This window comes from Gilvibacter sp., assembly GCF_013214815.1.
Classification (GTDB): Bacteria; Bacteroidota; Bacteroidia; order Flavobacteriales; family Flavobacteriaceae; genus Gilvibacter.
Map to the genome: position 1 here is coordinate 1 of NZ_JABSPU010000035.1, position 20,311 is coordinate 20,311.

A 20,311-nucleotide genomic window follows, 5' to 3' on the forward strand; every position below is an offset into this window, starting at 1 on the left:
GGCCGATACTGGAGATTCTTGAAGGATCTGAACGTTAATTATTTACCGACCAGTCTTACGGTAAACTCCAACTTCATGCGACAGTTCAACTCGCAGAAATTTAGAGAGGTTATTGGAGCGCAAGACGATGGAAACATTGAGTTGCCGGTACTTTATCAACGTAATTACACCTTTGACTTCCAGTTTACTTTGAATTACAATCTGACCAAGTCACTGCGTTTCAATTTCAACTCGGGCCGAAACAACTTTGTCAATAATTTCGTGAATGATGGAGGGCTCATTGACGCTCCCGATGCCGGCGTCTGGGATGGCTTCTTTGACCTTGGGGAACCCAACCGACATTTCCAGTCCTTGCAGCTGAATTACGATTTGCCGTTCAATAAGTTCCCATTCTTGGAGTTCATCAGGGCAACTTATTCCTATACTGGAGACTATCAGTGGCAGGACGGTTCGGATCTCTTTGACAATATTACCATTACCACTTCTGATGGAGTTCAAGACACCTACAACTTAGGTAACTCTATTCAGAATGCCAGTACACACCGTATTAACTCAACGCTTGACTTTACGAGCTTCTACCGTTATTTAGGTATTAAGAAAAAGCAAGCGCCTTCTGCGGATGATAGCAAAGGTGGGGCGAATCCATCTGTGTTCAGCAATGGAGGAGGAAAAGCTGGTAACGCTGGTGGTGGAGTAGCTGGAGCTCCTCCGGGAGCAGGCGGCGGTGATGCTGATGGCGGCGCTAAGCCAAAATCTAGATTGTCTGCTGGAGATCAGGCCCTGAACACGGTGATTGGAATCATCACGGGATTAAAGCGTGCGCAGTTCAATTATCAAGAGAATCGCGGTACTTTCCTTCCAGGATATTTGCAGTCCATAGGATTCATTGGGACCTTAAAACCGACTACTGGATTTGTATTTGGTGGCCAAGCTGATGTACGAGCGCTAGCTGCTCGTAAAGGGTGGTTGACCATCTTCCCAGAATTCAACCAGCAGTATACGACCACCAAGAACAATCAATTGGATTACCAAATGACCTTTGAGTTCTTGCCGGATCTTAAGATTGATTTGAATGGTAACCGTACCCTGTCGGAATCCTATGCAGAGAACTATATCGTTGAAGACGGTTTATACCGTTCGCTAACTCCGAATAGCTTTGGTAATTTCAATATTTCAACCATGTTGATCCGCACGGCTTTCCAAAGCAGTGATGAGTTCAATTCCCAGACTTTTGATCAGTTTAGAAGTAATCGACTTATTGTTGCCAATCGTTTGGCACGTGAATTCTACGGAACTGACGACTTCCCGACGGATCCTTCTACAGGCTTCCCGGTTGGATTCGGAAGAAACAATCAAGAGGTACTCCTCCCGGCATTTTTATCAGCTTACACTGGGCAAGATGCTAATGATGTGCGTAAAGGACTCTTTAGAGATGTGCCCTTACCAAACTGGGATATTAAGTATACGGGACTGATGCGTCTAAAATGGTTCAAAAAGAATTTTAAGCGTTTCTCCATCCAACATGGATATCGCGCAGGATATACGGTAAACCAGTTCCAGAGCAATCTGGATTTCAACGCGGCCAATCCAACAGAGGTTGACCAAGCGGGTAACTTCAAGAATGAATTGATCTTATCCAACGTAAACCTAACTGAGCAGTTCAGTCCACTGATCAAGCTAGACTTTGAGATGAAGAACTCCGTAAAGGTATTGGCTGAGGTTCGTACGGATCGCGCGCTATCGTTGAGTTTTGCAAACAACTTATTGACGGAGATTCAAGGGACCGAGTATATTGTTGGTCTTGGATACCGAATCAAGGATTTGCGCATTGGAACCAACTTTGGCGGGAAGAAGAAGATCCTTAAGAGTGACTTGAACTTTAAGTTAGACGCTTCTATTCGCGACAATAAAACGATTATTCGTTACTTAGATATTGAAAACAACCAAGTAACTGCGGGACAGACCATTTACGGTTTGCAGTTTACTGCGGATTACGCCTTAAGCAAGAATTTGACAGCCTTGTTCTACTACGATCACACCTTCTCGGAATACGCAATTTCTACTGCCTTCCCACAAACCACGATCAGAACAGGATTGACCTTGCGTTATAATTTTGGAAACTAAATACTATCAAATAATACCATTGTTGAAATGAACATACCAGCCAATCTCAAGTACACTAAAGATCACGAGTGGGTTTCTATTGAAGGAGACGTAGCCACCGTTGGGATTACTGACTTTGCCCAAGGAGAGCTTGGGGACATTGTTTATGTAGAAGTAGAAACGGTAGATGAAGCCTTAGATAAAGACGAGGTTTTTGGAACCGTAGAAGCCGTGAAGACTGTTTCTGATTTGTTTTTGCCACTTTCCGGTGAGATCATTGAATTCAATGAATCACTTGAGGATGCTCCTGAAACAGTGAATTCTGACCCATATGGTGATGGATGGATGATCAAGGTGAAGATCAGCGACACGTCAGAAGTTGAAGAATTGCTCGACGATGCAGGATATAAAGCCCTTGTTGGCGCCTAAAACTTTACTTGCGCTCGCATTAATATATACTGCCTTACTTACTGCAGTCTCTATTATGGAGCGGTCCGATCTGCCGCCTTTACCAGTTTTTACGTTCCAAGATAAGTTGGCCCATTTTATTGCCTATGCAGGCTTGGCTGTGGCCTGGGGAGCCTATTGGTTACGCAGAAGTACGCCGAGTTTTTGGAAACCATTCTTATTGGTGCTTGTATTGAGCTCTTTAATTTATGGTACGATAATTGAGTTTTTACAGGCACAGATCACCCAAAGTAGAAGTGCTGATCCTTATGATGTAGTGGCTAATACGGTGGGAATGTTCATTGGCGCGACCGCAATTTTTCTTTTGCGATCAAAAGTCGGGTTAAATAACAAAGTTTAATTTTTTTTGCGCTAGAAATTCTATATTTTAGCGTGCATATTAATTCAGAAACGCAATGGAACCGAAGAAAAATCCTAAAGCAGATTTACGTAAAAGAAGTATCTACTTCTTTCAGATCGGAATGATTGTAATGCTTTTACTGGCATGGCAGGCCATAGAGTATAAGACTTACGACAAAGACGCCTTGGCTCTAGATCAACTGGAACTCGACGAAGAATTCGAAGAGGAAGTACCAGTAACTGAAATTCAGAACCAACCTCCACCACCTCCACCGCCACCACCGGCACCAGAGGTTATCGACATCGTTGAAGATGAAGAAGACGTAGAGGAGACGGTAATTGAATCTACTGAAACAGATCAAGAAGAAGAGATCGTTGAGATCGAAGAGATCGAAGAAGTAGAGGAAGAGGTTATCGCAGACGTTCCTTTTGCAGTAATTGAAAACGTACCAATTTATCCAGGTTGTGAAAACGCTGGAAACAACGATGCGAAGAAAAAATGTATGTCTGAAAAGATCAGCAAGTTTGTAAACAAGAAGTTCGATACCGAACTGGCAGGAGAACTTGGTCTTTCAGGACGTCAGCGTATCGCAGTACAGTTTAAGATTGACCGCAACGGAAACGTTGTAAACGTGCGTGCTCGTGCACCACACCCAAGACTGGAGCAAGAAGCTATCAAAGTAGTACAAGGACTTCCAAAAATGACCCCAGGAAAGCAGCGTGGAAAAGCTGTAGGGGTTTTGTACTCACTACCGATTCTTTTTGCCGTACAGGATTAATTTCTAAAAAGTTTCAACCAAATAGATCCCGCTCTGCCAGCGGGATTTTTTTTGGCATCAATCTTGTGTGTTAAAAACTTTAACATATCGATACTGAGCTAAGTACTAGCCGATTCAGCTCAGTGTTTCTAAAAGTCAGTAGTCATGAAACAAAATGCCAAAAACACAGACACTAACCAACTGACTTCCATCCAAAAAAAACGCCAGGTAAATTTGCGTTGGAACCATACGCGAAATTTTCAACTTGGTCTGATCTTTAGCTTGCTGTTCGTCATTTTTGTGGTCGAAACAGTTCGTATTGAAATTAAGGAGATACCCATCACCTATACCGATGATTCGGACGATGAGGTATTTACTATGACGGATTTTATCGTAGAAACCGTAAAACCCAAGGTAGAACCTGTGGCTAAAGTAGAGCCGCCTAAACAGGTCCGAGACCTTATTAAGGTGGTCAAAAATGATGTGGCCACCACCGTAACGCCGAACATCAGTACGGATCCGCCTGTGGTAGAGGTGAGCCCTGGGGCCAATTTGGTTAAAGGAGATCCGCCTAAGGAGGAACCACCAACACCGATCTACATCAACAATGTGATGCAAATTCCAACCTTTCCTGGTTGTGATGCCGGTGCGGATCGTGAGGAGCAGTTGGAATGCTTTACGCGTATGACTCACAAATTTGTACAACGTCGCTTTGATTATGATATCGGTGCTGAAGAGAACCTTTCTGGGAAAGTGCGGATTGCTTGTCAGTTTACTATTGGTCCGGATGGTGTGGTCACTGATATCAAGGTCAGAACAGCCAACGATGCCTTACGTGATGAAGCCATTAAAGTCATTAAAAAGCTGCCGCAGATGAATCCTGGAATGCATCAAGGCAAAAGTGTTCCGGTGATCTTTTCACTGCCGATCATCTTTCAAATACAAGATTAATTGAAGTCCCGCCGCCTAGGCGGGATTTCTGCTTTTAGGATTCTCAAAAAAACGTATCTTTCGAAAGCCTATCTACGTTTTATGAAATTACCGCTGCGCTCTCTCCTCGTTTTACTACTGTTAACTACGTATTCCCTAAAGGCGCAAGAAGCGCTATCAGATATTGAAAAGTATCCGGTCTTTGAGTCTTGTGAAGGACAAAGTGGTGCTGCATTGGCGGAATGTTTTAATGCTACGCTCCAACAATTTTTTTACGAGAATTTCAAAACACCAGATATTGTTGGTGAGGAGAATTACACAGGAGTAATGGTTTCTCTTTTAGAAGTCACCGCAGAAGGTGAGTTCAAGGTTTTGTATACTGAGGCGGTCTATCAGGAATTGAAGGACGAGGTAAAACGGGTCTTTGGTGAATTGCCAAAAATTGAACCGGCTACCTATAACGCTAAACCCACTTACGTCCAATTCCAGTTTAGTGTAAACCTTCCTTTACAAGCTCCGCAGATCACACAGACCACAACGGCTACGGCAAATACAGGCACTGCAGATTCAGACAATACCAGTTTAGTCGTGGTTCAAGATCAGTTCAATACGGAATATGAGGATATCAAAAGCTTTCCTTATCAAAATGAAGAGTACACCAGTCAGCTGAACATTCCGCTTTCCCATCAGAATTACGCCATGTTTGATCCAGCCATGAATCAAGTCGGCATAAACAACCACACCGCTCAAAAACCTTATGTGTATGAGGAGGTGAATAAATACTACAATTTCGAGGCTGCCAATCAGAAGCTACTCAAAAAGAAGTCCTCGTGGTTGGGTAGAAAATGGTGGAACGAGCATATGGGAATTGTAAAGGGAGAAGACTATTGGTTTACCATTGACCCTGGAGTTGATCTTCAAGTAGGTCGGGGAGACGGCGTGGATACCTATAACAATACCCGTTTGGTTTATTTTCAAGGTGGATTGGGTAAAAAGCTGAACTTCTTTGCAGCTGTTTATGAAAGTCAAGGGCGCTTTGCAGGTTATTTTAATCGATATGCGGAGTCGCTCCGTCCTGACGGTGGAAACCCTGCCATTATTCCCGGGCGTAATATTGCCGAACCATTTAGAACAGATTCTTATGACTATCCCGTGGCTGAGGGTTATTTGTCTTATGCCCCGAGCCAGCATTTCAACATTCAATTGGGGCATGGTAAGAATTTCATTGGAGACGGATACCGCTCTTTATTGCTGAGTGACAACGCTTCTCCTTATCCTTATTTGCGCTTGAATACCAATTTCTGGAAGCTCAAATACACCAATACCTGGATGTCACTTCGCGATGTGCGTTCTGAGGTGACCTTAGACGGTTCCTTCAGAACTAAATACATGGCCAACCACTATTTGAGTATCAATGTGACCAAACGTTTGAATATTGGTTTGTTTGAAGCTGTAATGTGGGAAAATGATAACGACCGTGGCTTTGATCTCAACTATTTGAATCCGGTGATCTTTTACAGAGCCATTGAGTTCACTACCGGTTCCCGCGGAGGAAACGCCATTATAGGTTTGAGCGGGAAGTACAAATTCTCCGATCAGATCAACGCTTACAGTCAAGTGGTTATTGATGAATTCTCTTCTGGAGATGTATTCGGAGGCGATCAAAGCTGGAAGAATAAACTTGGTTTCCAAATAGGAGCCAAATATTACAACGCCTTTGGGGTGAAGAATCTTTATCTGCAGGCAGAATACAATCAGGTACGTCCTTATACCTATTCACACAATACGATTGTGCTCAACTACGGGCACCAAAACCAACCTATGGCTCACCTTTGGGGTGCTAATTTTAGAGAAGGGATCTTGATTGCGCGTTATTTTAACGGGCGTTGGTTTGGATCGGCTAAGTTGACCTTTGGAGAACGCGGTTTTGATTTCAATACTGCTGAAGACTCCTTTTATTATGGAGGCGGTATTTACCGTGATGAAGGCGACCGTCCCTTTGATACCGGTATTGAGATTGGTCAGGGTAATACCACCTCAGTCTTTATTGGAGAGTTTCAAGGAGGTTATTTGATCAATCCGGCTACAAACCTAAAGGTCTATGCCTCACTTTTGTTTAGAGATTTCACGCCAGATGTGGATACGGCTACTGAGTTTGCCTCCAGTTCAACTTGGTTCAATCTCGGCATCCGCACAGATCTCTGCAATTGGTACTTCGACTTCTAAGGCTGTTTTTTCAGGCTTTTATAAAGTGTCTCGCGCATGCGTTTTGGATTGATGAATCCACTTCCAAAGCCTTGAGCATCGTATTCGGCCGTGATGCTTTCATCGGCCACAAATTCTTCAAAACTCATTCCGGCATTAATGGCTCTAAGGGCATTCTCTTTCAATCCTTCCAGCATTTTCATAAAGGCCATATAGTCTGCCCGGGAGGCTAATGGGCCGTGACCCGGGATGATCTTGGTATCTTCATCGACCAGCATCATGCCGCGTTTTACTGCTGCGAGATAACCCTCAACAGATCCGCCCGAATTCAGATCGATATACGGATAACGTCCATTGAAAAAAGTATCGCCCGTATGCAAAACATTGCTTTGCGTAAAGTAGAGTAGGGAATCCCCGTCAGTATGCGCATTGCCCACGTGAAGGATCACTACTTCTTCGCCATTGATATAAATAGACATCTGTGTTTTATAGGTAATTACCGGTAAGGCTTCTTGAGGTCTATCGTTCCCATTTCTATCCGGTTGTTCCAGGCGCTTTCGAACGTTTTTATGCGCGACGATTGTCGCGCCAGCCTTTTGCATATTCACATTTCCGCCAGAATGATCTCCATGGTAGTGTGTGTTGGCTACATATTGTAAGGGTCCATCACTAAGCATTTTGATTGCAGCCAAGATTTTTTCTGATAAGGGCGCAAACTGATCGTCAATAACAAAAACACCATCGGCTCCTACAGAAACCCCAATATTTCCACCACGACCTTCTAATATATAAACAGGGCCATTGACCGGTATTGTTTGGATCGTGACATCGGCCATGTCTTGACCAAAACTCAAGGTACTTAGAGTTAAAAATATTCCGAATAAATAGTGATGGATGGGTGTTTTCATATTTTTTGATTTTGCATTAAAGATACGCAACATTGGAGGTAGTCTGTTAAAATGGAATTTCCTTTCAGCATGCATTGGCTGGCAGCAGTTTATGGAGTATCTTTGCACGAGCAAAATAAAGCGGAATGCAATCGGTTTTGGAGCCACAAGAAGTTACCATACAAAAAACATCGCTCTTGCGCGATTTTGCCGAGATCACCAAGGTGAGGCTCTCGGTTTCTGTGGTGTTTTCATCCATAGCGGGTTATCTGTTAGGAGCACCTTCTATTGATTTCAAGGTATTGTTGATGCTCGCTTTAGGAGGCTATTTCATGGTTGGAGCTTCCAATGCTTACAACCAGATCATTGAGCGAGATCTAGACTCTTTGATGGATCGCACCAAAAACAGGCCGATTCCCGCTGGCCGCATGAGCGTGCAAACGGCTTTTATTATTGCCACATTATTTACCATTTTGGGAATCGGGACGCTTTATGTGATCAACCCTAAAACTGCTCTTTTTGGCGCTATCTCCATCTTTATGTATGTGAGTTTGTATACGCCTTTAAAGACCAAAACGCCACTTTCAGTATTTGTCGGTGCCTTCCCAGGTGCTATACCATTCATGTTGGGGTGGGTTGCCGCTACAAACGAATTCGGAATTGAGGCCGGGACTTTATTTATGATCCAGTTCTTTTGGCAGTTCCCACACTTTTGGGCCATAGGTTGGTTCCTCTATGAAGATTATAAAAAAGGCGGATTCAATATGCTGCCTAATGGAAAACGCGATAAAGGAACTGCAACACAAGTAGTGTTATACACGCTTTGGACGGTACTTTGTTCTTTGATTCCCGCCTTGGGAATCACGGGAATGTTCAAAGTGAGCCTAGTGGCAGCAGTGATCATTGGTTTATTGGGGGTGTGGTTTTTGATCGCTGCCGTAAAACTGTATCGCAAACAAGACGCCAAGACCGCCAAGCGATTAATGCTCACCAGTGTGAGTTATATCACCTTATTACAGATTATTTACGTAGTTGATAAATTCCTTAGTGTATGACGGAAGTAGAACAGTATGAATTGGATAAGGCCAGACGCGCAAAGCGCATGATGCTCTGGTTTGGGATCATCAGCTTATTGATGAGTTTTGCGGCTTTTACATCGGCCTTTATTGTAAGTAGTGAACGCGACGATTGGATTGCGGACTTTCAAATGCCGAATGCCTTCTTTTTAAGTACTCCAGTGATCATCTTGAGTAGTATAACCATGTGGCTCGCCGTGCGAAACATTCGCGAGGAGAAGCGCAGTCAAGGCATGTTGTTCTTAGTAAGCACCTTTATTCTTGGGGTGGTCTTTGCCAGCCTGCAGTATTACGGATTTAGACAGATTACCTATGATCTGGGCTACTATTTTACAGGGGAATCCAGCAACATTACCTACACCTATATCTTTTTGATTGCCTTTGTGCACTTATTGCACATTTTTGCGGCCTTAATAGCCTTGGGAGTAGTGATTTATAAGCATTCTAAACAGCGATATAATAAAGACAATATGCTAGGGGTAGAATTGGCAGGTACTTTCTGGCATTTCGTAGACCTTCTATGGATCTATTTGTTTTGCTTTTTATATTTCGTTAGATAAGAAAATTGATTATTTTTGCCTCAATCATAACGTCAACTTCTTTATATGGAAACAACTGTTGTTGAAACAGGTACTGAAGGGAAAGTCTGGGGTGGTGGTAACCGACCACTAAAAGCCAGTTATGGGAAAATGATGATGTGGTTCTTCATCGTTTCTGATGCCCTTACTTTCTCCGGATTTTTGGCCTCTTACGGCTTCTCACGATTCAAGTTCATCGATTCTTGGCCAATCGCTGATGAAGTATTTACCCACGTTCCTTTTGTACATGGAAACTTCCCGATGTACTACGTGGCTTTCATGACGTTTATTCTGATCTTTTCTTCGGTAACCATGGTATTGGCGGTTGACGCTGGTCACCAAATGAAGAAGATCAAGGTTATCCTTTATATGTTTTTAACCATTATTGGTGGTTTGATCTTCGTTGGTTCTCAGGCTTGGGAATGGAAAACCTTCATCAAAGGAGACTACGGAGCTGTTGAAACTAACGGAGGACGTATCCTTCAATTTGTAGATACAGATGGAAACCGTGTTGCTCTTGCCGATATTGCTGGTGAGTCTACTCAGCGTGAAGCACATACTCGCAGCAACGGCATTTGGTATGAAACTGATGAGGAAACCTTGTCTACTTATACTTTAGACGATATTAAAGCTGGTTTCGCAGCTAACGATAATTTGCTAATCAGAACGCAATACCTCACAGAAGACGGTGAAAAGACTGTTTTGAGCCGCGAGGAATCTATTGCCAAACTCAACAGTGACGGAAAGCTCATCGTAGAAGGAGCTAACCTGATCCGTAATGAATACGGTTCACCGCTCTTTGCTGATTTCTTCTTCTTCATTACTGGATTCCACGGATTCCACGTATTCTCAGGAGTAGTCATTAACATCATCATCTTCTTCAATGTGATCATCGGAACTTACGAGCGACGAGGCCACTATGAAATGGTTGAGAAAGTGGGTCTTTACTGGCACTTTGTAGATTTAGTTTGGGTATTTGTATTTACCTTCTTCTATCTGGTATAAATTCGATTATAAAGCATTATGGGACACGAGCATAAATTAGAGATATTCAGAGGACTACTTAAATTCAAGTCCAACGTTTCCAAGATCTGGGGTGTATTCATTGTACTTTCTATTGTTACAATAATCGAAGTTGCCTTGGGTATCTACAAACCGGCCTTCTTGGTAGAAGGACGCTTTTTAGCCATGAAGTATCTTAACTGGATCTTCATCATCTTGACACTTTTTAAAGCATACTATATTACTTGGGACTTCATGCACATGCGTGACGAGACCAAAGGTTTGAGACGCGCGGTTGTTTGGACAGCTGTATTCTTGATCTGTTACTTGGTTTTGATCGTACTTCTTGAAGGAGATTACATCTACGAAGTCTACAAGAATAACCACATCAAATTCAACTTTTAACAGTTGAATTAACGACTCTGAGCCTCGCTATTAGCGAGGCTTTTTTGTATTTTTGTAATCCGAAAGTGCTTTAGACTTTTAATCATAGGTTAAGCTCGTTTTTTTTTGCATTAGCTCCTTGTCTTTTTACAACACCGTAGCACCGATAATCCGTGTTTAACGATCTCCTTAGAAAAGTCTCAATCACTTCTTTATTTTGCTGGATATGAAGAAGTTTTTTGTTTTAGGATTTTTGTTCATTTTGCCGCTAGTTGCCTATATGTTCTTTGCAGCGGCGGATCACAACTTCTCCATGCTTCCCACCTTGGGAGAGCCTGTTTCAGAACTGCCAGAAGGCACTAAAAGTCTGCGTGGAGACTCCATCGTTTTTGATAGTAATATTACCATCATGGGATTCTTGGGCAAAGATGCCAAGAGTCGTTATGGGCATGTGTTCAATCTGGCCCATAAGATCTATACGCCGTATTCCGAATTCTATGACCTCCAATTTGTGTGGTTGATCCCGGAAGGAGCAGAAGGCACTATTCCAGATCTGGAAGAAAAGCTCAGCAAGATCAAGGAAACAGAAAAGTGGCAGTTTGTGGTCTTATCAGATCAGCAGATTCGCAAGCTCAAAGCAGAGCTCGGCTCTCCGCATAAGTTAGATGATGATCTTGGCTCAGACTATGTTTATATTCTGGATAAGGATAAGCGTTTGCGCGGCAGAGATGACGATGAGGACGTAGGCACACTGTACGGATACAATGCCAGTAATGTAGCAGAACTCGACGACAAGATGGATGACGACATCCAAGTGATCTTGGCAGAGTATCGCCGAGCCCTTAAAAAGAACGACAAATACAAGCGCAAGCAGCTTTAAGCTATGAATAAATCCTACTCCTATATAGGAATCTCTTTTATTATTCTAATCTTCGGAATTTGGGCTGTGCCTAAAATTGTCGGGAGTGTGAATCAACAAGAACTTGCAACTATTGGTCCCGTACCTGCCTTTGAGTTTACCAACCAACGCGGTGAGACCATTACCAATGCCAACTATCAAGGCAAGGTTTATGTGGTGGATTTTTTCTTTACGACTTGTCCCACGATTTGTCCTGTAATGAGCCGAAATATGGTGAAGCTTCAGGATGAGTTTTTTGGTAATCCGAATTTTGGAGTAGCCTCCTTTAGTATTGACCCAACTTATGATACCCCAGAAGTTTTACAAACCTATGCCGAAAACTATGGAATTACCAATCCCAATTGGCATTTAATGACGGGTGATAAATTAGCCATCCACAAATTGGCCAACAATGGCTTTAATCTCTATGTCAATGAGGGCGATACTGCCGCGGGTGGCTTTGAGCACTCCGGCTTTTTTGCGCTAATTGATCAAGACGGGAATATCCGCTCTCGCATTGATGAATACGGCAACCCAATTGTATATTATAACGGAACGGACTTGGAGCAAATTCAATTGCTCAAAGACGATATTAAACAACTATTAGACCAATGAGCACCTCCCCAAACGCAGAACTGAAGTATAAAAAATTAATCTGGGCACTTTCAATTGCCATTCCTTTGGCCGTTGCTGTGCTCTTCGGGATTAGAATTCCTGGAGTGGAACGTCTTGGATTCTTGCCTCCGATCTACGCAGGAATAAACGGCATCACTGCGGTAGTACTTATCCTGGCGGTAATCCAAATCAAAAACGGAAACAGAAAGGCACATGAGACGCTCATGAAGACTGCAATAGCTTTGTCTGCGCTCTTTTTAGTAATGTACGTGGCCTATCACATGACCTCAGACAGTGCAGAATACGGTGGGGAAGGTGTGATTCGATACGTCTACTACTTTATCCTAATTAGTCATATCACGCTATCTATTGGTATTATTCCTTTAGTGCTATTCACCTATGTACGCGCCTTGTCCGAGCAGTTTGACAAGCACCGCAAATTGGCCAAGATCACTTTCCCGATCTGGTTGTATGTAGCGGTTACGGGTGTTATTGTTTATTTTATGATCTCTCCTTATTATCCAGCCTAATGCGAAAATTGATTCTCTTATTGGTAGTGATGCTCCTTTTTTCTGCGGATGTAGATGCGCAGTGTGCCATGTGTCGTGCCGTATTGGAAAGTGAAGAAACTCAAAGTGCAGCTCGTGGGATCAATAACGGAATTGTTTACCTAATGGCCATACCTTATATATTGATGGGTGGATTGGGTTATGTGATCTATCGCAGCCGAAGAAAAAGACTAGAGGCTAAAAATTAACAAGACCTTAATATTCTCCCCTGTAACAAATCTCTTATTTAGCGGTCTATTTACCAAGACCGTCAAGTAACCAACAACAAGACGGCTTCATTAATCAACACCTTAAGGTGCATTGCTATGATAGCCATCAATGATCTGCATAAGTCCTATCACATGGGGAGTAACTCCTTGCATGTGCTTAAAGGCATCAATTTCGAAGCGAAAGAAGGCGAGATGATCGCCATAATGGGTTCCTCAGGTTCTGGAAAGTCTACTTTCTTGAACATTTTGGGTATGCTCGATGAGGCTGATCTAGGCTCCTATACCCTGGACAATGTTCCCATCAGAAACCTCAATGAAAAGGTGGCTGCTCGCTATCGCAATGAATTCCTCGGATTCATTTTTCAAAGTTTTAACCTGATCACCTATAAGAGCGCACTAGATAACGTGGCTATGCCCTTGTATTATCAAGGAGTGAAGCGTTCCGTGCGTATGGAAAAGGCTATGCACTATTTAGAAAAAGTAGGTTTGGCCAACTGGGCATCACACTTACCAAGCGAACTCAGTGGTGGGCAAAAACAGCGTGTCGCTATTGCAAGAGCTTTGGCTAGTGATCCAAAAGTGCTCTTAGCAGATGAGCCTACTGGAGCTCTTGATACTAAGACTTCTTATGAGGTTATGGAGCTTATTCAAGCCATTAATGATGAAGGTAAAACGATATTGGTGGTGACTCACGAAGATGATATCGCCCATATGTGTAAGCGTATTGTGCATCTAAAAGATGGAAAGATCCTCGACGATAAAGTAGTAGAACAGGTACGCGCCAAAACTCCAGCTCATGTTTAATCTAGAACGCTGGGAAGAAATATTTGAAACCATTCGCAAGAATAAATTGCGAACCTTCCTCACGGGGCTTTCAGTAGCCTCTGGGATCTTTATTTTGGTAATTCTGCTGGGATTCAATTCGGGTATCTCTAATGGAGTTCGCGAAGCTTTTGAAGAAGATGCTACCAATCGTATTTCCATATGGACTGGTGTAACTTCTAAAGAACACAAAGGCCTCAACCCAGGGCGTTATGTGCAATTGCGCAATGAAGATTATCAAAGTCTCAATCAGAAATACGAAGAACAGATAGAATACCGAACTTCCCTGTACTCTCTTTGGGGTGGGCAAGTAACCTACGGTAAAGAATCAGGAAACTACCGTATTGAAGGATCAGATCCGGATCAGCAGTTCATTGAAAATGAAACTATGGTTAACGGGAGATTCATCAATAAAAGCGATTTGGATCAAGTAGCCAAGATTGCCGTTATCGGAAATCAGATCCAACTCGACCTCTTTAAAGGAGAAGATGCCGTTGGGAAGCAGATCAAGATCTTTGGTATCAACTTTTTAGTAGTAGGAGTCTTTTCGGATCCAGGAGGAAGCCGCGAGGAAAATCGCGTGTTTATTCCAGTGACCACTGCGCAAGGAGTTTTCAATGCTGGAGACCGTTTGCGTTCCATTGCATATACCGTCAAGATGTCTGAGAACTTTGATGAAGCTGTGGCGCTTTCAACAGCCATGGCAGAAAGCTTAGAATCTGACCTAAAGGCCAGACACACCGTAGCGCCAGACGACCGAAGCGCTGTTCGCGTATTCAACACTTTAGAAGAAGCCAAAAAGATCTACGGTCTTATTGATACTATTAGAGCCGTATTCTGGTTCATCGGAATTGGAACTATCATTGCTGGAGTAGTGGGAGTAAGCAATATTATGCTCATTGTAGTTAAGGAACGCACTAAAGAAATTGGTATTCGTAAAGCCATTGGCGCTTTGCCTGGATCCATTATTGGAATGATCATGCAAGAAGCGATCTTCATTACTGCTATCGCTGGATTCATCGGATTGTTTGCCGGAGTTGGCCTTTTAGAATTGGTTGCTCCATATGCGGAGACCGACTTTATCAAGTCCCCACAAGTAGATTTCAATACCTCGATTACCACTGTTTTTGTGTTGATCGCTGCAGGTGCTTTAGCTGGATTCATTCCTGCCCGACGCGCTGCCAATATCAAACCCATAGAAGCCTTAAGAGACGAATAAGATGTTTAACAGAGATCGTTGGAACGAAATATTAGAGGCTTTAAATGCCAATAGATTCAGAACCTTCCTGACTGCCTTTGGAGTGTTTTGGGGGATCTTCATCTTAGTACTGTTGCTCGCATTGACCAATGGACTTAAGAATGGAGTGCAAGCGGACTTTGGAAACTTTGCGACCAATTCCATCTTTATGTGGTCTCAAGGAACTTCCATGCCGTACAAAGGATTGCCTAAGGGCAGATTCTTCAACTTTAAGCTGAGTGATGTTCAAGCCCTTAAAGACAATATTCCAGAGCTTAAATATGTCTCTCCGCGTAACCAATTGGGTGGTTTTAGAGGATCCAACAACGTAACCCGCAATGAAAAGACGGGTGCTTTTGATATCTACGGAGACTATCCGGAGTTCATCAATCAACAGCCCTTGGATATCATGGAAGGGCGTTTTCTGAGTTATTCAGACATTGAGACCAAACGTAAAATTGCGGTAATTGGTCAAGACGTGATCCGTTCCCTTTATGATAAAGGCGAGGAAGTCATTGGAAGCTATATAAAAATTAACGGCATTAACTTCTTAGTGGTAGGAACCTTTAAGAATGCCAATTCGCAAGGAGATAACGAACAAGAGGCCAATACCATTTATGTGCCATTTACCACCTTCTCTCAAGCCTTTAACAGAGCTGATAATGTGGGTTGGATGGCCATCACTGCTCATGATGATGTAAGTATCACCAGTGTCAAGCCACGTATTATGACTATGATGCGTGAGCTGCGAACGGTACACCCAGATGATAAACGTGCAATCGGGCATTTTGACTTGGCGGAAGAGTTCGCTAAGATCACAGGTTTGTTCGGCATCCTCACAGTAGTAGGTTATTTTGTTGGCGCTTTAGTGTTGCTCTCCGGAGTCATTGGGATCAGTAACATTATGCTCATTGTAGTAAAAGAGCGCACCAAAGAAATTGGCGTCAGACGGGCTCTAGGAGCTTCTCCTTGGAACATTCGTTCTCAGGTGCTTCAGGAATCCTTAGTACTGACTATCATCTCCGGAATGGTGGGCATTTCCTTTGCCTCCGGAATCATTTGGATCATGAACACCGTCCTAGACAGTGTAGGTCCTGTAGAAAACTTTGCCAACCCTAGTGTAGGGATCGGCGTAATTATAATCGCGTTGAGCATTTTAATCATTTCTGGGCTCTTAGCCGGATTGATCCCAGCAACACGCGCCACTCAAATGAAACCAGTAGATGCTTTGCGCATTGAATAACCGTAATACCAAGACAATAATTCAAAAATCATGAAACGAAAAGGAACCATCGTAGTACTCAGTCTGATATTGGTCGGATTTATATTTGGGATCCGCTATATCTATTTAAAGGATAAAGAAGATCCAGTAGTATATCAGACCGAACAAGCCACTACATCGAGTATTGTAAAGAAAACTGTGGCCACGGGGAGCATTGTTCCCAAAGAGGAAGTACTCATCAAACCAAACATTTCTGGAATCATTGATGAAATCTTTGTAGAAGCTGGAGACTTTGTTGCCGCTGGAGACCTAATCGCCAAGGTAAAAGTTGTTCCTAACGTTTCTGCATTGAACTCGGCTCAAAACAGCATTCGCTCTGCGCAAACTCAATTAGACGCTGCGCGATTGGCCTTTGAGAACCAAAAGAACATCTACGATCGTCAAAAAAGTCTTTTTGACAAAGGGGTGATCTCTGCAAACGAGTTTGACAATGCGCAAATTACCTACAACCAAGCAGAACAGCGTTACCGCGCTGAACAAGTGAACGTCAATGCAGCCCGTCAGAATTTTGACATCATCAAAACCGGTACAACAGCTGGTTTAGGTACGGCAGCCAATACAGAGATCCGCGCGACGGTTTCTGGAATGGTATTGGACGTACCTGTCAAAACAGGAAACCAGGTTATTGAAGCCAACAACTTCAACGACGGTACTACTATTGCTACCCTTGCCGATGTAGAGAAAATGATCTTTGAAGGAAAGGTAGATGAAAGTGAAGTTGGAAAGATCAAAGAAGATCTTCCGTTGGAGATCACTGTAGGAGCTATTGAGAACGCCACTTTTGATGCGGTATTGGATTATATCGCTCCTAAGGGAGTTGCAGAGAATGGAGCCATTCAGTTTGAGATCAAAGGAACTTTAGCTAAGATAGACTCTACCTTTATCAGAGCAGGCTTAAGTGCCAATGCCTCCATTATTCTTGCGCGAGCAGACAGCGTTATGGCTGTTAAAGAAGCTCTGGTTCAATACGATCCTAAGACCCAACTTCCTTTTGTTGAGATAGAGGTAGGTGATCAACAATTTGAGCGTAGAGACCTGGAATTGGGCGTTAGTGATGGCATCCAAGTAGAGGTAAAATCTGGAATTACAAAAGAAGATAAAATCAAAGTTTGGAATCAACTCAAGCCGGTTGCTCAGTTTGGCGGCCGCTAATTTCGTTACCTTTGTGTAACACATTTGACTATCCATAGACTTATTCAACAATTAACACTGATTATGAAGCAGCTTGTTGTCCTGTTCCTTTCGCTTTTTGTAAGCACTTTGGCCTTTGGTCAGAAAAAATGGACGTTAAAAGAATGTGTAACCTATGCTTTGGAAAACAACATTTCCATCAAGCAAAGTATGCTCGATATTGAGAATGCGGCAATTGATAAAGTTGACGCTTTTGGAAACTATTTACCGACTTTAAACGGTAGTGCTTCCAACTTCTGGAACACAGGTCTTTCTCAAAATATTACTACAGGGATCTTGGAGACCCAAACTTCGCGAAACTTCTCTTTGGGAGTTAACGCCGGAGTTCGTGTGTTTGCTGGTTTGCAAAACCTGCGCACCATGCAACGTGCTAAGATCGCTAAACTTGCAGCAGATTACGGACTGTCTCGAATGAAAGATGACATTTCCTTATTGGTTGCCAATAGCTATTTGCAGATTCTATTGAACAAGGCAAACGTAAACGCTTTGAAAGCTCAGAATCTAGTAACGCAACAATCCATTGCACAAACGCAAGAATTGGTAGACGGAGGTATTCTTCCTAAAGGAGATCTTTTGGAGATTCAGGCCACCAATGCAACAGAATTGCAAAATATTGTAGTGGCGGAGAACGCAGTAAAGATCTCTTTGATCAGTTTAGCGCAGCTATTGCTTTTAGATGATTATGCCAGCTTTGATATTGAAGACGAAGGTTATAACCTTGTTGATGAAGGTATCATTGAAAAAACCGCTTCTGAGATCTTCCAAGCAGCTACGGAGAATCGTAGTGAGGTGAAAATCGCTCAAGCTAATGTTGATCTAGCACAAAAAGATCTACAGATTGCTAGAAGTAACTATTATCCAACGATCAACGCTTTCTTTAACTACAACACTCGTGAGTCTGACCTATCTCAGTTCTCTCGTGTGGTAGATCCAAACGATCCTACCAGCGTGCAAGAAATCGGATTTGTAAATGAGACCGGGCAAACGGTATCTGCAATTGTTCCTAATACAATTCTGCAGGAATTGCCTCCGCGTTCCTTTGTAGATCAATTGTACTTAAATGATGGTATTTCATACGGTTTACAGATGAATGTACCTATCTTTAACGGCTTTTCTACGCGTAACAACGTAAAGCGCCGTAAAGTGAATTTGAAGCGTCAAGAGTTCTTGTTAGAGCAAGCCAAACTCGACCTTGAGTCTAATGTATATCAGGCTTATGTTGATGCAGAAGGTTCTAAGAAAGCATATGAAGCAGCTATCGTTGCTTTGGAATCGCAGGAATTGGCGTATCAATACGCTAAGGATCGCTACGATGTAGGTATTACCAATGCGTTTGACTTTAGTCAATCCAAGTTGCGTTATGACAACGCGCAGATTGAGGTCAACCGCTCTAAATACGATTATATTTTTAGGCTGAAGGTTCTGGAACTTTACTTCGGAATCCCGGCTACAGAGCTAAAATTCTAAACCATGAGTAAAAGAACACTAATCATCATTGTTGCCGTCTTAGTCCTTGGACTAGTCGCTTTGATAATGCTACGCAAATCAGGTACCATTGGTGGTGATGGCGATTACCGCAAGGTAGAACTCACCGAAATTGAACCTATTGACATCGTAGAAACGGTGGCAGCCACTGGAAAGATCCAACCGGAAGTAGAGGTAATGATCTCTTCTGAAGTATCTGGTGAGATTATCGAGCTTTTGGTGAAAGAAGGTCAACAAGTCAATAAAGGCGATTTGTTACTTCGCATCAATCCAGACTTGATTCAAGCGGCTTTGAACCAAACTCAAGCGAGTTTGCAGAGTGTTCGTGCCAATTTAGCACAGGCAGAAGCGAGCCTTAAAAATGCTGAGTTGAACTATAACAGAAACAAATCACTCTTTGAAAAGGGAGTGATCTCTAAGCAAGATTGGGACCGTTCCGTACAGGAATATGAGGTGGCTCAAGCCAACAAGCAATCGGCTTTCTATAACGTACAAAGTGCTGCGGCCTCTGTAAAGCAGAGTCGTGACAACTTGGGCAGAACCACTATATATGCTCCTATGGATGGAACCATTTCTAAATTGGACGCCGAACTGGGAGAACGCGTAGTAGGTACCGCTCAAATGGCAGGTACAGAGATCTTGCGTGTGGCTGATCTTTCCAATATGGAAGTTGAGGTAGACGTGAATGAGAACGATATCGTAAAGGTGTCTCTTGGAGATTCTACCATAGTTGAGGTAGACGCTTATTTAAAGCGTGAGTTCAAGGGGATCGTTACAGAGATCGCAAACTCTGCAGAAAGTACTTTGACTGCAGATCAGGTGACTAACTTTAAAGTTAAGGTGCGTATCCTTCCGAGTTCTTATCAAGATCTTTTAGAAGGCAAGCCTGAGTTCTTTTCACCTTTCCGTCCTGGGATGACCGCCACAGTAGATATCATTACCAACAAGCGTGAAAAAGCCATCGGTGTGCCGATCAGTGCTATTGTAGTGAAGACTGATACTACCTGTACTCGTGGTCCAGTAGCGCGTACTACGCAGTCTGGAGACCAAGAGAAGTTTGAAACTGTTTACGTCAAGTCTGGTGAAGAAGCCAAGTTGCGTGTGGTAGAAACTGGAATTCAAGACGATTCGAACATTGAGATCATTTCTGGTCTGCAAGAAGGTGACGTAGTAGTAACTGGTCCGTATAATACAGTAACTAAATTGCTCAAATGTGGTGATGCGATCAAAGAAGAATCAGACTTCTCTGCAGAACCAGATAGCGAAGAATAAA

Annotated in this window: 21 protein-coding genes; 20 read left to right on the forward strand and 1 reads right to left on the reverse strand. The window is 43.0% G+C overall.

Translation table 11 applies throughout. The annotated features are described in order from the left end of the window. The 6 genes from sprA to HRT75_RS08605 form a co-directional block, all read left to right on the forward strand. Window positions 1-2,124 (forward strand): cell surface protein SprA (gene sprA, locus HRT75_RS08580; RefSeq protein ID WP_291185199.1); only part of this gene is annotated, 2,124 nt, incomplete at its 5' end. A 27-nt stretch (window positions 2,125-2,151) separates the two neighbouring features. Further along, window positions 2,152-2,532: a glycine cleavage system protein GcvH gene (gcvH, locus tag HRT75_RS08585; RefSeq protein WP_291185202.1), complete on the forward strand. Its 381-nt coding sequence runs from the start codon at window positions 2,152-2,154 to the stop codon at window positions 2,530-2,532. Beyond that, a complete protein-coding gene (locus tag HRT75_RS08590) occupies window positions 2,501-2,911 on the forward strand; it encodes a VanZ family protein (protein WP_291185204.1) in 411 nt (136 codons plus the stop codon). Before gcvH ends, HRT75_RS08590 begins: the two co-directional genes overlap by 32 nt. A 55-nt stretch (window positions 2,912-2,966) precedes the next feature. Next, window positions 2,967-3,689 (forward strand): energy transducer TonB, encoded by a 723-nt coding sequence (locus HRT75_RS08595; RefSeq protein WP_272830317.1) that lies wholly within the window; start codon window positions 2,967-2,969, stop codon window positions 3,687-3,689. Between the two features lie 144 nt (window positions 3,690-3,833). After that, window positions 3,834-4,619, forward strand: a complete 786-nt coding sequence (locus HRT75_RS08600; RefSeq protein WP_291185209.1) for an energy transducer TonB — start codon at window positions 3,834-3,836, stop codon at window positions 4,617-4,619. Window positions 4,620-4,700: 81 nt separating this feature from the next. Then, entirely contained in the window at window positions 4,701-6,824 is a 2,124-nt protein-coding gene (locus HRT75_RS08605) for a gliding motility protein RemB (RefSeq protein WP_291185211.1), read from the forward strand. Here HRT75_RS08605 and HRT75_RS08610 read toward each other — a convergent pair. Continuing rightward, window positions 6,821-7,711 (reverse strand): MBL fold metallo-hydrolase, encoded by an 891-nt coding sequence (locus HRT75_RS08610; RefSeq protein WP_291185213.1) that lies wholly within the window; start codon window positions 7,709-7,711, stop codon window positions 6,821-6,823. The genes HRT75_RS08605 and HRT75_RS08610 overlap by 4 nt on opposite strands. A gap of 125 nt (window positions 7,712-7,836) precedes the next feature. Between HRT75_RS08610 and cyoE the strand changes: the two genes are divergently transcribed. The 14 genes from cyoE to HRT75_RS08680 all read left to right on the forward strand — a co-directional run bounded on the left by cyoE (window position 7,837) and on the right by HRT75_RS08680 (window position 20,310). Further along, on the forward strand, window positions 7,837-8,745 hold the full coding sequence (cyoE, locus tag HRT75_RS08615) for a heme o synthase (RefSeq protein ID WP_291185215.1): 909 nt from the start codon (window positions 7,837-7,839) through the stop codon (window positions 8,743-8,745). Next, window positions 8,742-9,326, forward strand: coding sequence for a cytochrome c oxidase subunit 3 (locus HRT75_RS08620; RefSeq protein ID WP_291185217.1), 585 nt, complete (start codon window positions 8,742-8,744; stop codon window positions 9,324-9,326). Before cyoE ends, HRT75_RS08620 begins: the two co-directional genes overlap by 4 nt. A 45-nt stretch (window positions 9,327-9,371) precedes the next feature. After that, on the forward strand, window positions 9,372-10,349 hold the full coding sequence (locus tag HRT75_RS08625) for a cytochrome c oxidase subunit 3 (protein ID WP_291185219.1): 978 nt from the start codon (window positions 9,372-9,374) through the stop codon (window positions 10,347-10,349). A gap of 18 nt (window positions 10,350-10,367) precedes the next feature. Then, window positions 10,368-10,751, forward strand: coding sequence for a cytochrome C oxidase subunit IV family protein (locus HRT75_RS08630; protein WP_291185222.1), 384 nt, complete (start codon window positions 10,368-10,370; stop codon window positions 10,749-10,751). 205 nt (window positions 10,752-10,956) lie between these two features. After that, window positions 10,957-11,610: a hypothetical protein gene (locus HRT75_RS08635; RefSeq protein ID WP_291185225.1), complete on the forward strand. Its 654-nt coding sequence runs from the start codon at window positions 10,957-10,959 to the stop codon at window positions 11,608-11,610. Window positions 11,611-11,613: 3 nt separating this feature from the next. Further along, entirely contained in the window at window positions 11,614-12,243 is a 630-nt protein-coding gene (locus tag HRT75_RS08640; RefSeq protein ID WP_291185253.1) for an SCO family protein, read from the forward strand. Further along, a complete protein-coding gene (locus tag HRT75_RS08645) occupies window positions 12,240-12,773 on the forward strand; it encodes a DUF420 domain-containing protein (RefSeq protein ID WP_291185255.1) in 534 nt (177 codons plus the stop codon). The genes HRT75_RS08640 and HRT75_RS08645 overlap by 4 nt, the downstream gene beginning before the upstream one ends. Further along, complete coding sequence (locus tag HRT75_RS08650) at window positions 12,773-13,000, forward strand: hypothetical protein (RefSeq protein ID WP_291185257.1); 228 nt, start codon at window positions 12,773-12,775, stop codon at window positions 12,998-13,000. The genes HRT75_RS08645 and HRT75_RS08650 overlap by 1 nt, the downstream gene beginning before the upstream one ends. Before the next feature lie 117 nt (window positions 13,001-13,117). After that, window positions 13,118-13,825, forward strand: coding sequence for an ABC transporter ATP-binding protein (locus HRT75_RS08655; protein WP_291185259.1), 708 nt, complete (start codon window positions 13,118-13,120; stop codon window positions 13,823-13,825). Beyond that, the gene (locus HRT75_RS08660; RefSeq protein ID WP_291185261.1) at window positions 13,818-15,062 is read left to right on the forward strand and encodes an ABC transporter permease; all 1,245 of its coding nucleotides are present in this window, start codon (window positions 13,818-13,820) and stop codon (window positions 15,060-15,062) included. The genes HRT75_RS08655 and HRT75_RS08660 overlap by 8 nt, the downstream gene beginning before the upstream one ends. A gap of 1 nt (window position 15,063) precedes the next feature. Next, a complete protein-coding gene (locus tag HRT75_RS08665) occupies window positions 15,064-16,323 on the forward strand; it encodes an ABC transporter permease (RefSeq protein WP_291185264.1) in 1,260 nt (419 codons plus the stop codon). Between the two features lie 30 nt (window positions 16,324-16,353). Continuing rightward, on the forward strand, window positions 16,354-17,514 hold the full coding sequence (locus HRT75_RS08670) for an efflux RND transporter periplasmic adaptor subunit (protein WP_291185267.1): 1,161 nt from the start codon (window positions 16,354-16,356) through the stop codon (window positions 17,512-17,514). A gap of 63 nt (window positions 17,515-17,577) precedes the next feature. After that, window positions 17,578-19,020, forward strand: coding sequence for a TolC family protein (locus tag HRT75_RS08675; protein WP_291185269.1), 1,443 nt, complete (start codon window positions 17,578-17,580; stop codon window positions 19,018-19,020). A gap of 3 nt (window positions 19,021-19,023) precedes the next feature. Next, entirely contained in the window at window positions 19,024-20,310 is a 1,287-nt protein-coding gene (locus HRT75_RS08680; RefSeq protein WP_291185272.1) for an efflux RND transporter periplasmic adaptor subunit, read from the forward strand. The last annotated feature ends 1 nt before the right edge of the window (window position 20,311 follow it).

What these genes read in the sequence shown, in the direction of transcription:
- HRT75_RS08600 (WP_291185209.1), top strand. Translation starts at nt 3,834, where the DNA reads ATGAAACAAAATGCCAAAAACACAGACACTAACCAACTGACTTCCATC.
- HRT75_RS08670 (WP_291185267.1), top strand. Translation starts at nt 16,354, where the DNA reads ATGAAACGAAAAGGAACCATCGTAGTACTCAGTCTGATATTGGTCGGA.
- HRT75_RS08630 (WP_291185222.1), top strand. Translation starts at nt 10,368, where the DNA reads ATGGGACACGAGCATAAATTAGAGATATTCAGAGGACTACTTAAATTC.
- HRT75_RS08660 (WP_291185261.1), top strand. Translation starts at nt 13,818, where the DNA reads ATGTTTAATCTAGAACGCTGGGAAGAAATATTTGAAACCATTCGCAAG.
- HRT75_RS08650 (WP_291185257.1), top strand. Translation starts at nt 12,773, where the DNA reads ATGCGAAAATTGATTCTCTTATTGGTAGTGATGCTCCTTTTTTCTGCG.
- HRT75_RS08590 (WP_291185204.1), top strand. Translation starts at nt 2,501, where the DNA reads ATGCAGGATATAAAGCCCTTGTTGGCGCCTAAAACTTTACTTGCGCTC.
- HRT75_RS08645 (WP_291185255.1), top strand. Translation starts at nt 12,240, where the DNA reads ATGAGCACCTCCCCAAACGCAGAACTGAAGTATAAAAAATTAATCTGG.
- HRT75_RS08635 (WP_291185225.1), top strand. Translation starts at nt 10,957, where the DNA reads ATGAAGAAGTTTTTTGTTTTAGGATTTTTGTTCATTTTGCCGCTAGTT.
- HRT75_RS08665 (WP_291185264.1), top strand. Translation starts at nt 15,064, where the DNA reads ATGTTTAACAGAGATCGTTGGAACGAAATATTAGAGGCTTTAAATGCC.
- HRT75_RS08610 (WP_291185213.1), bottom strand. Translation starts at nt 7,711, where the DNA reads ATGAAAACACCCATCCATCACTATTTATTCGGAATATTTTTAACTCTA.
- HRT75_RS08620 (WP_291185217.1), top strand. Translation starts at nt 8,742, where the DNA reads ATGACGGAAGTAGAACAGTATGAATTGGATAAGGCCAGACGCGCAAAG.
- HRT75_RS08680 (WP_291185272.1), top strand. Translation starts at nt 19,024, where the DNA reads ATGAGTAAAAGAACACTAATCATCATTGTTGCCGTCTTAGTCCTTGGA.
- gcvH (WP_291185202.1), top strand. Translation starts at nt 2,152, where the DNA reads ATGAACATACCAGCCAATCTCAAGTACACTAAAGATCACGAGTGGGTT.
- HRT75_RS08655 (WP_291185259.1), top strand. Translation starts at nt 13,118, where the DNA reads ATGATAGCCATCAATGATCTGCATAAGTCCTATCACATGGGGAGTAAC.
- HRT75_RS08605 (WP_291185211.1), top strand. Translation starts at nt 4,701, where the DNA reads ATGAAATTACCGCTGCGCTCTCTCCTCGTTTTACTACTGTTAACTACG.
- HRT75_RS08675 (WP_291185269.1), top strand. Translation starts at nt 17,578, where the DNA reads ATGAAGCAGCTTGTTGTCCTGTTCCTTTCGCTTTTTGTAAGCACTTTG.
- HRT75_RS08640 (WP_291185253.1), top strand. Translation starts at nt 11,614, where the DNA reads ATGAATAAATCCTACTCCTATATAGGAATCTCTTTTATTATTCTAATC.
- HRT75_RS08595 (WP_272830317.1), top strand. Translation starts at nt 2,967, where the DNA reads ATGGAACCGAAGAAAAATCCTAAAGCAGATTTACGTAAAAGAAGTATC.
- cyoE (WP_291185215.1), top strand. Translation starts at nt 7,837, where the DNA reads ATGCAATCGGTTTTGGAGCCACAAGAAGTTACCATACAAAAAACATCG.
- HRT75_RS08625 (WP_291185219.1), top strand. Translation starts at nt 9,372, where the DNA reads ATGGAAACAACTGTTGTTGAAACAGGTACTGAAGGGAAAGTCTGGGGT.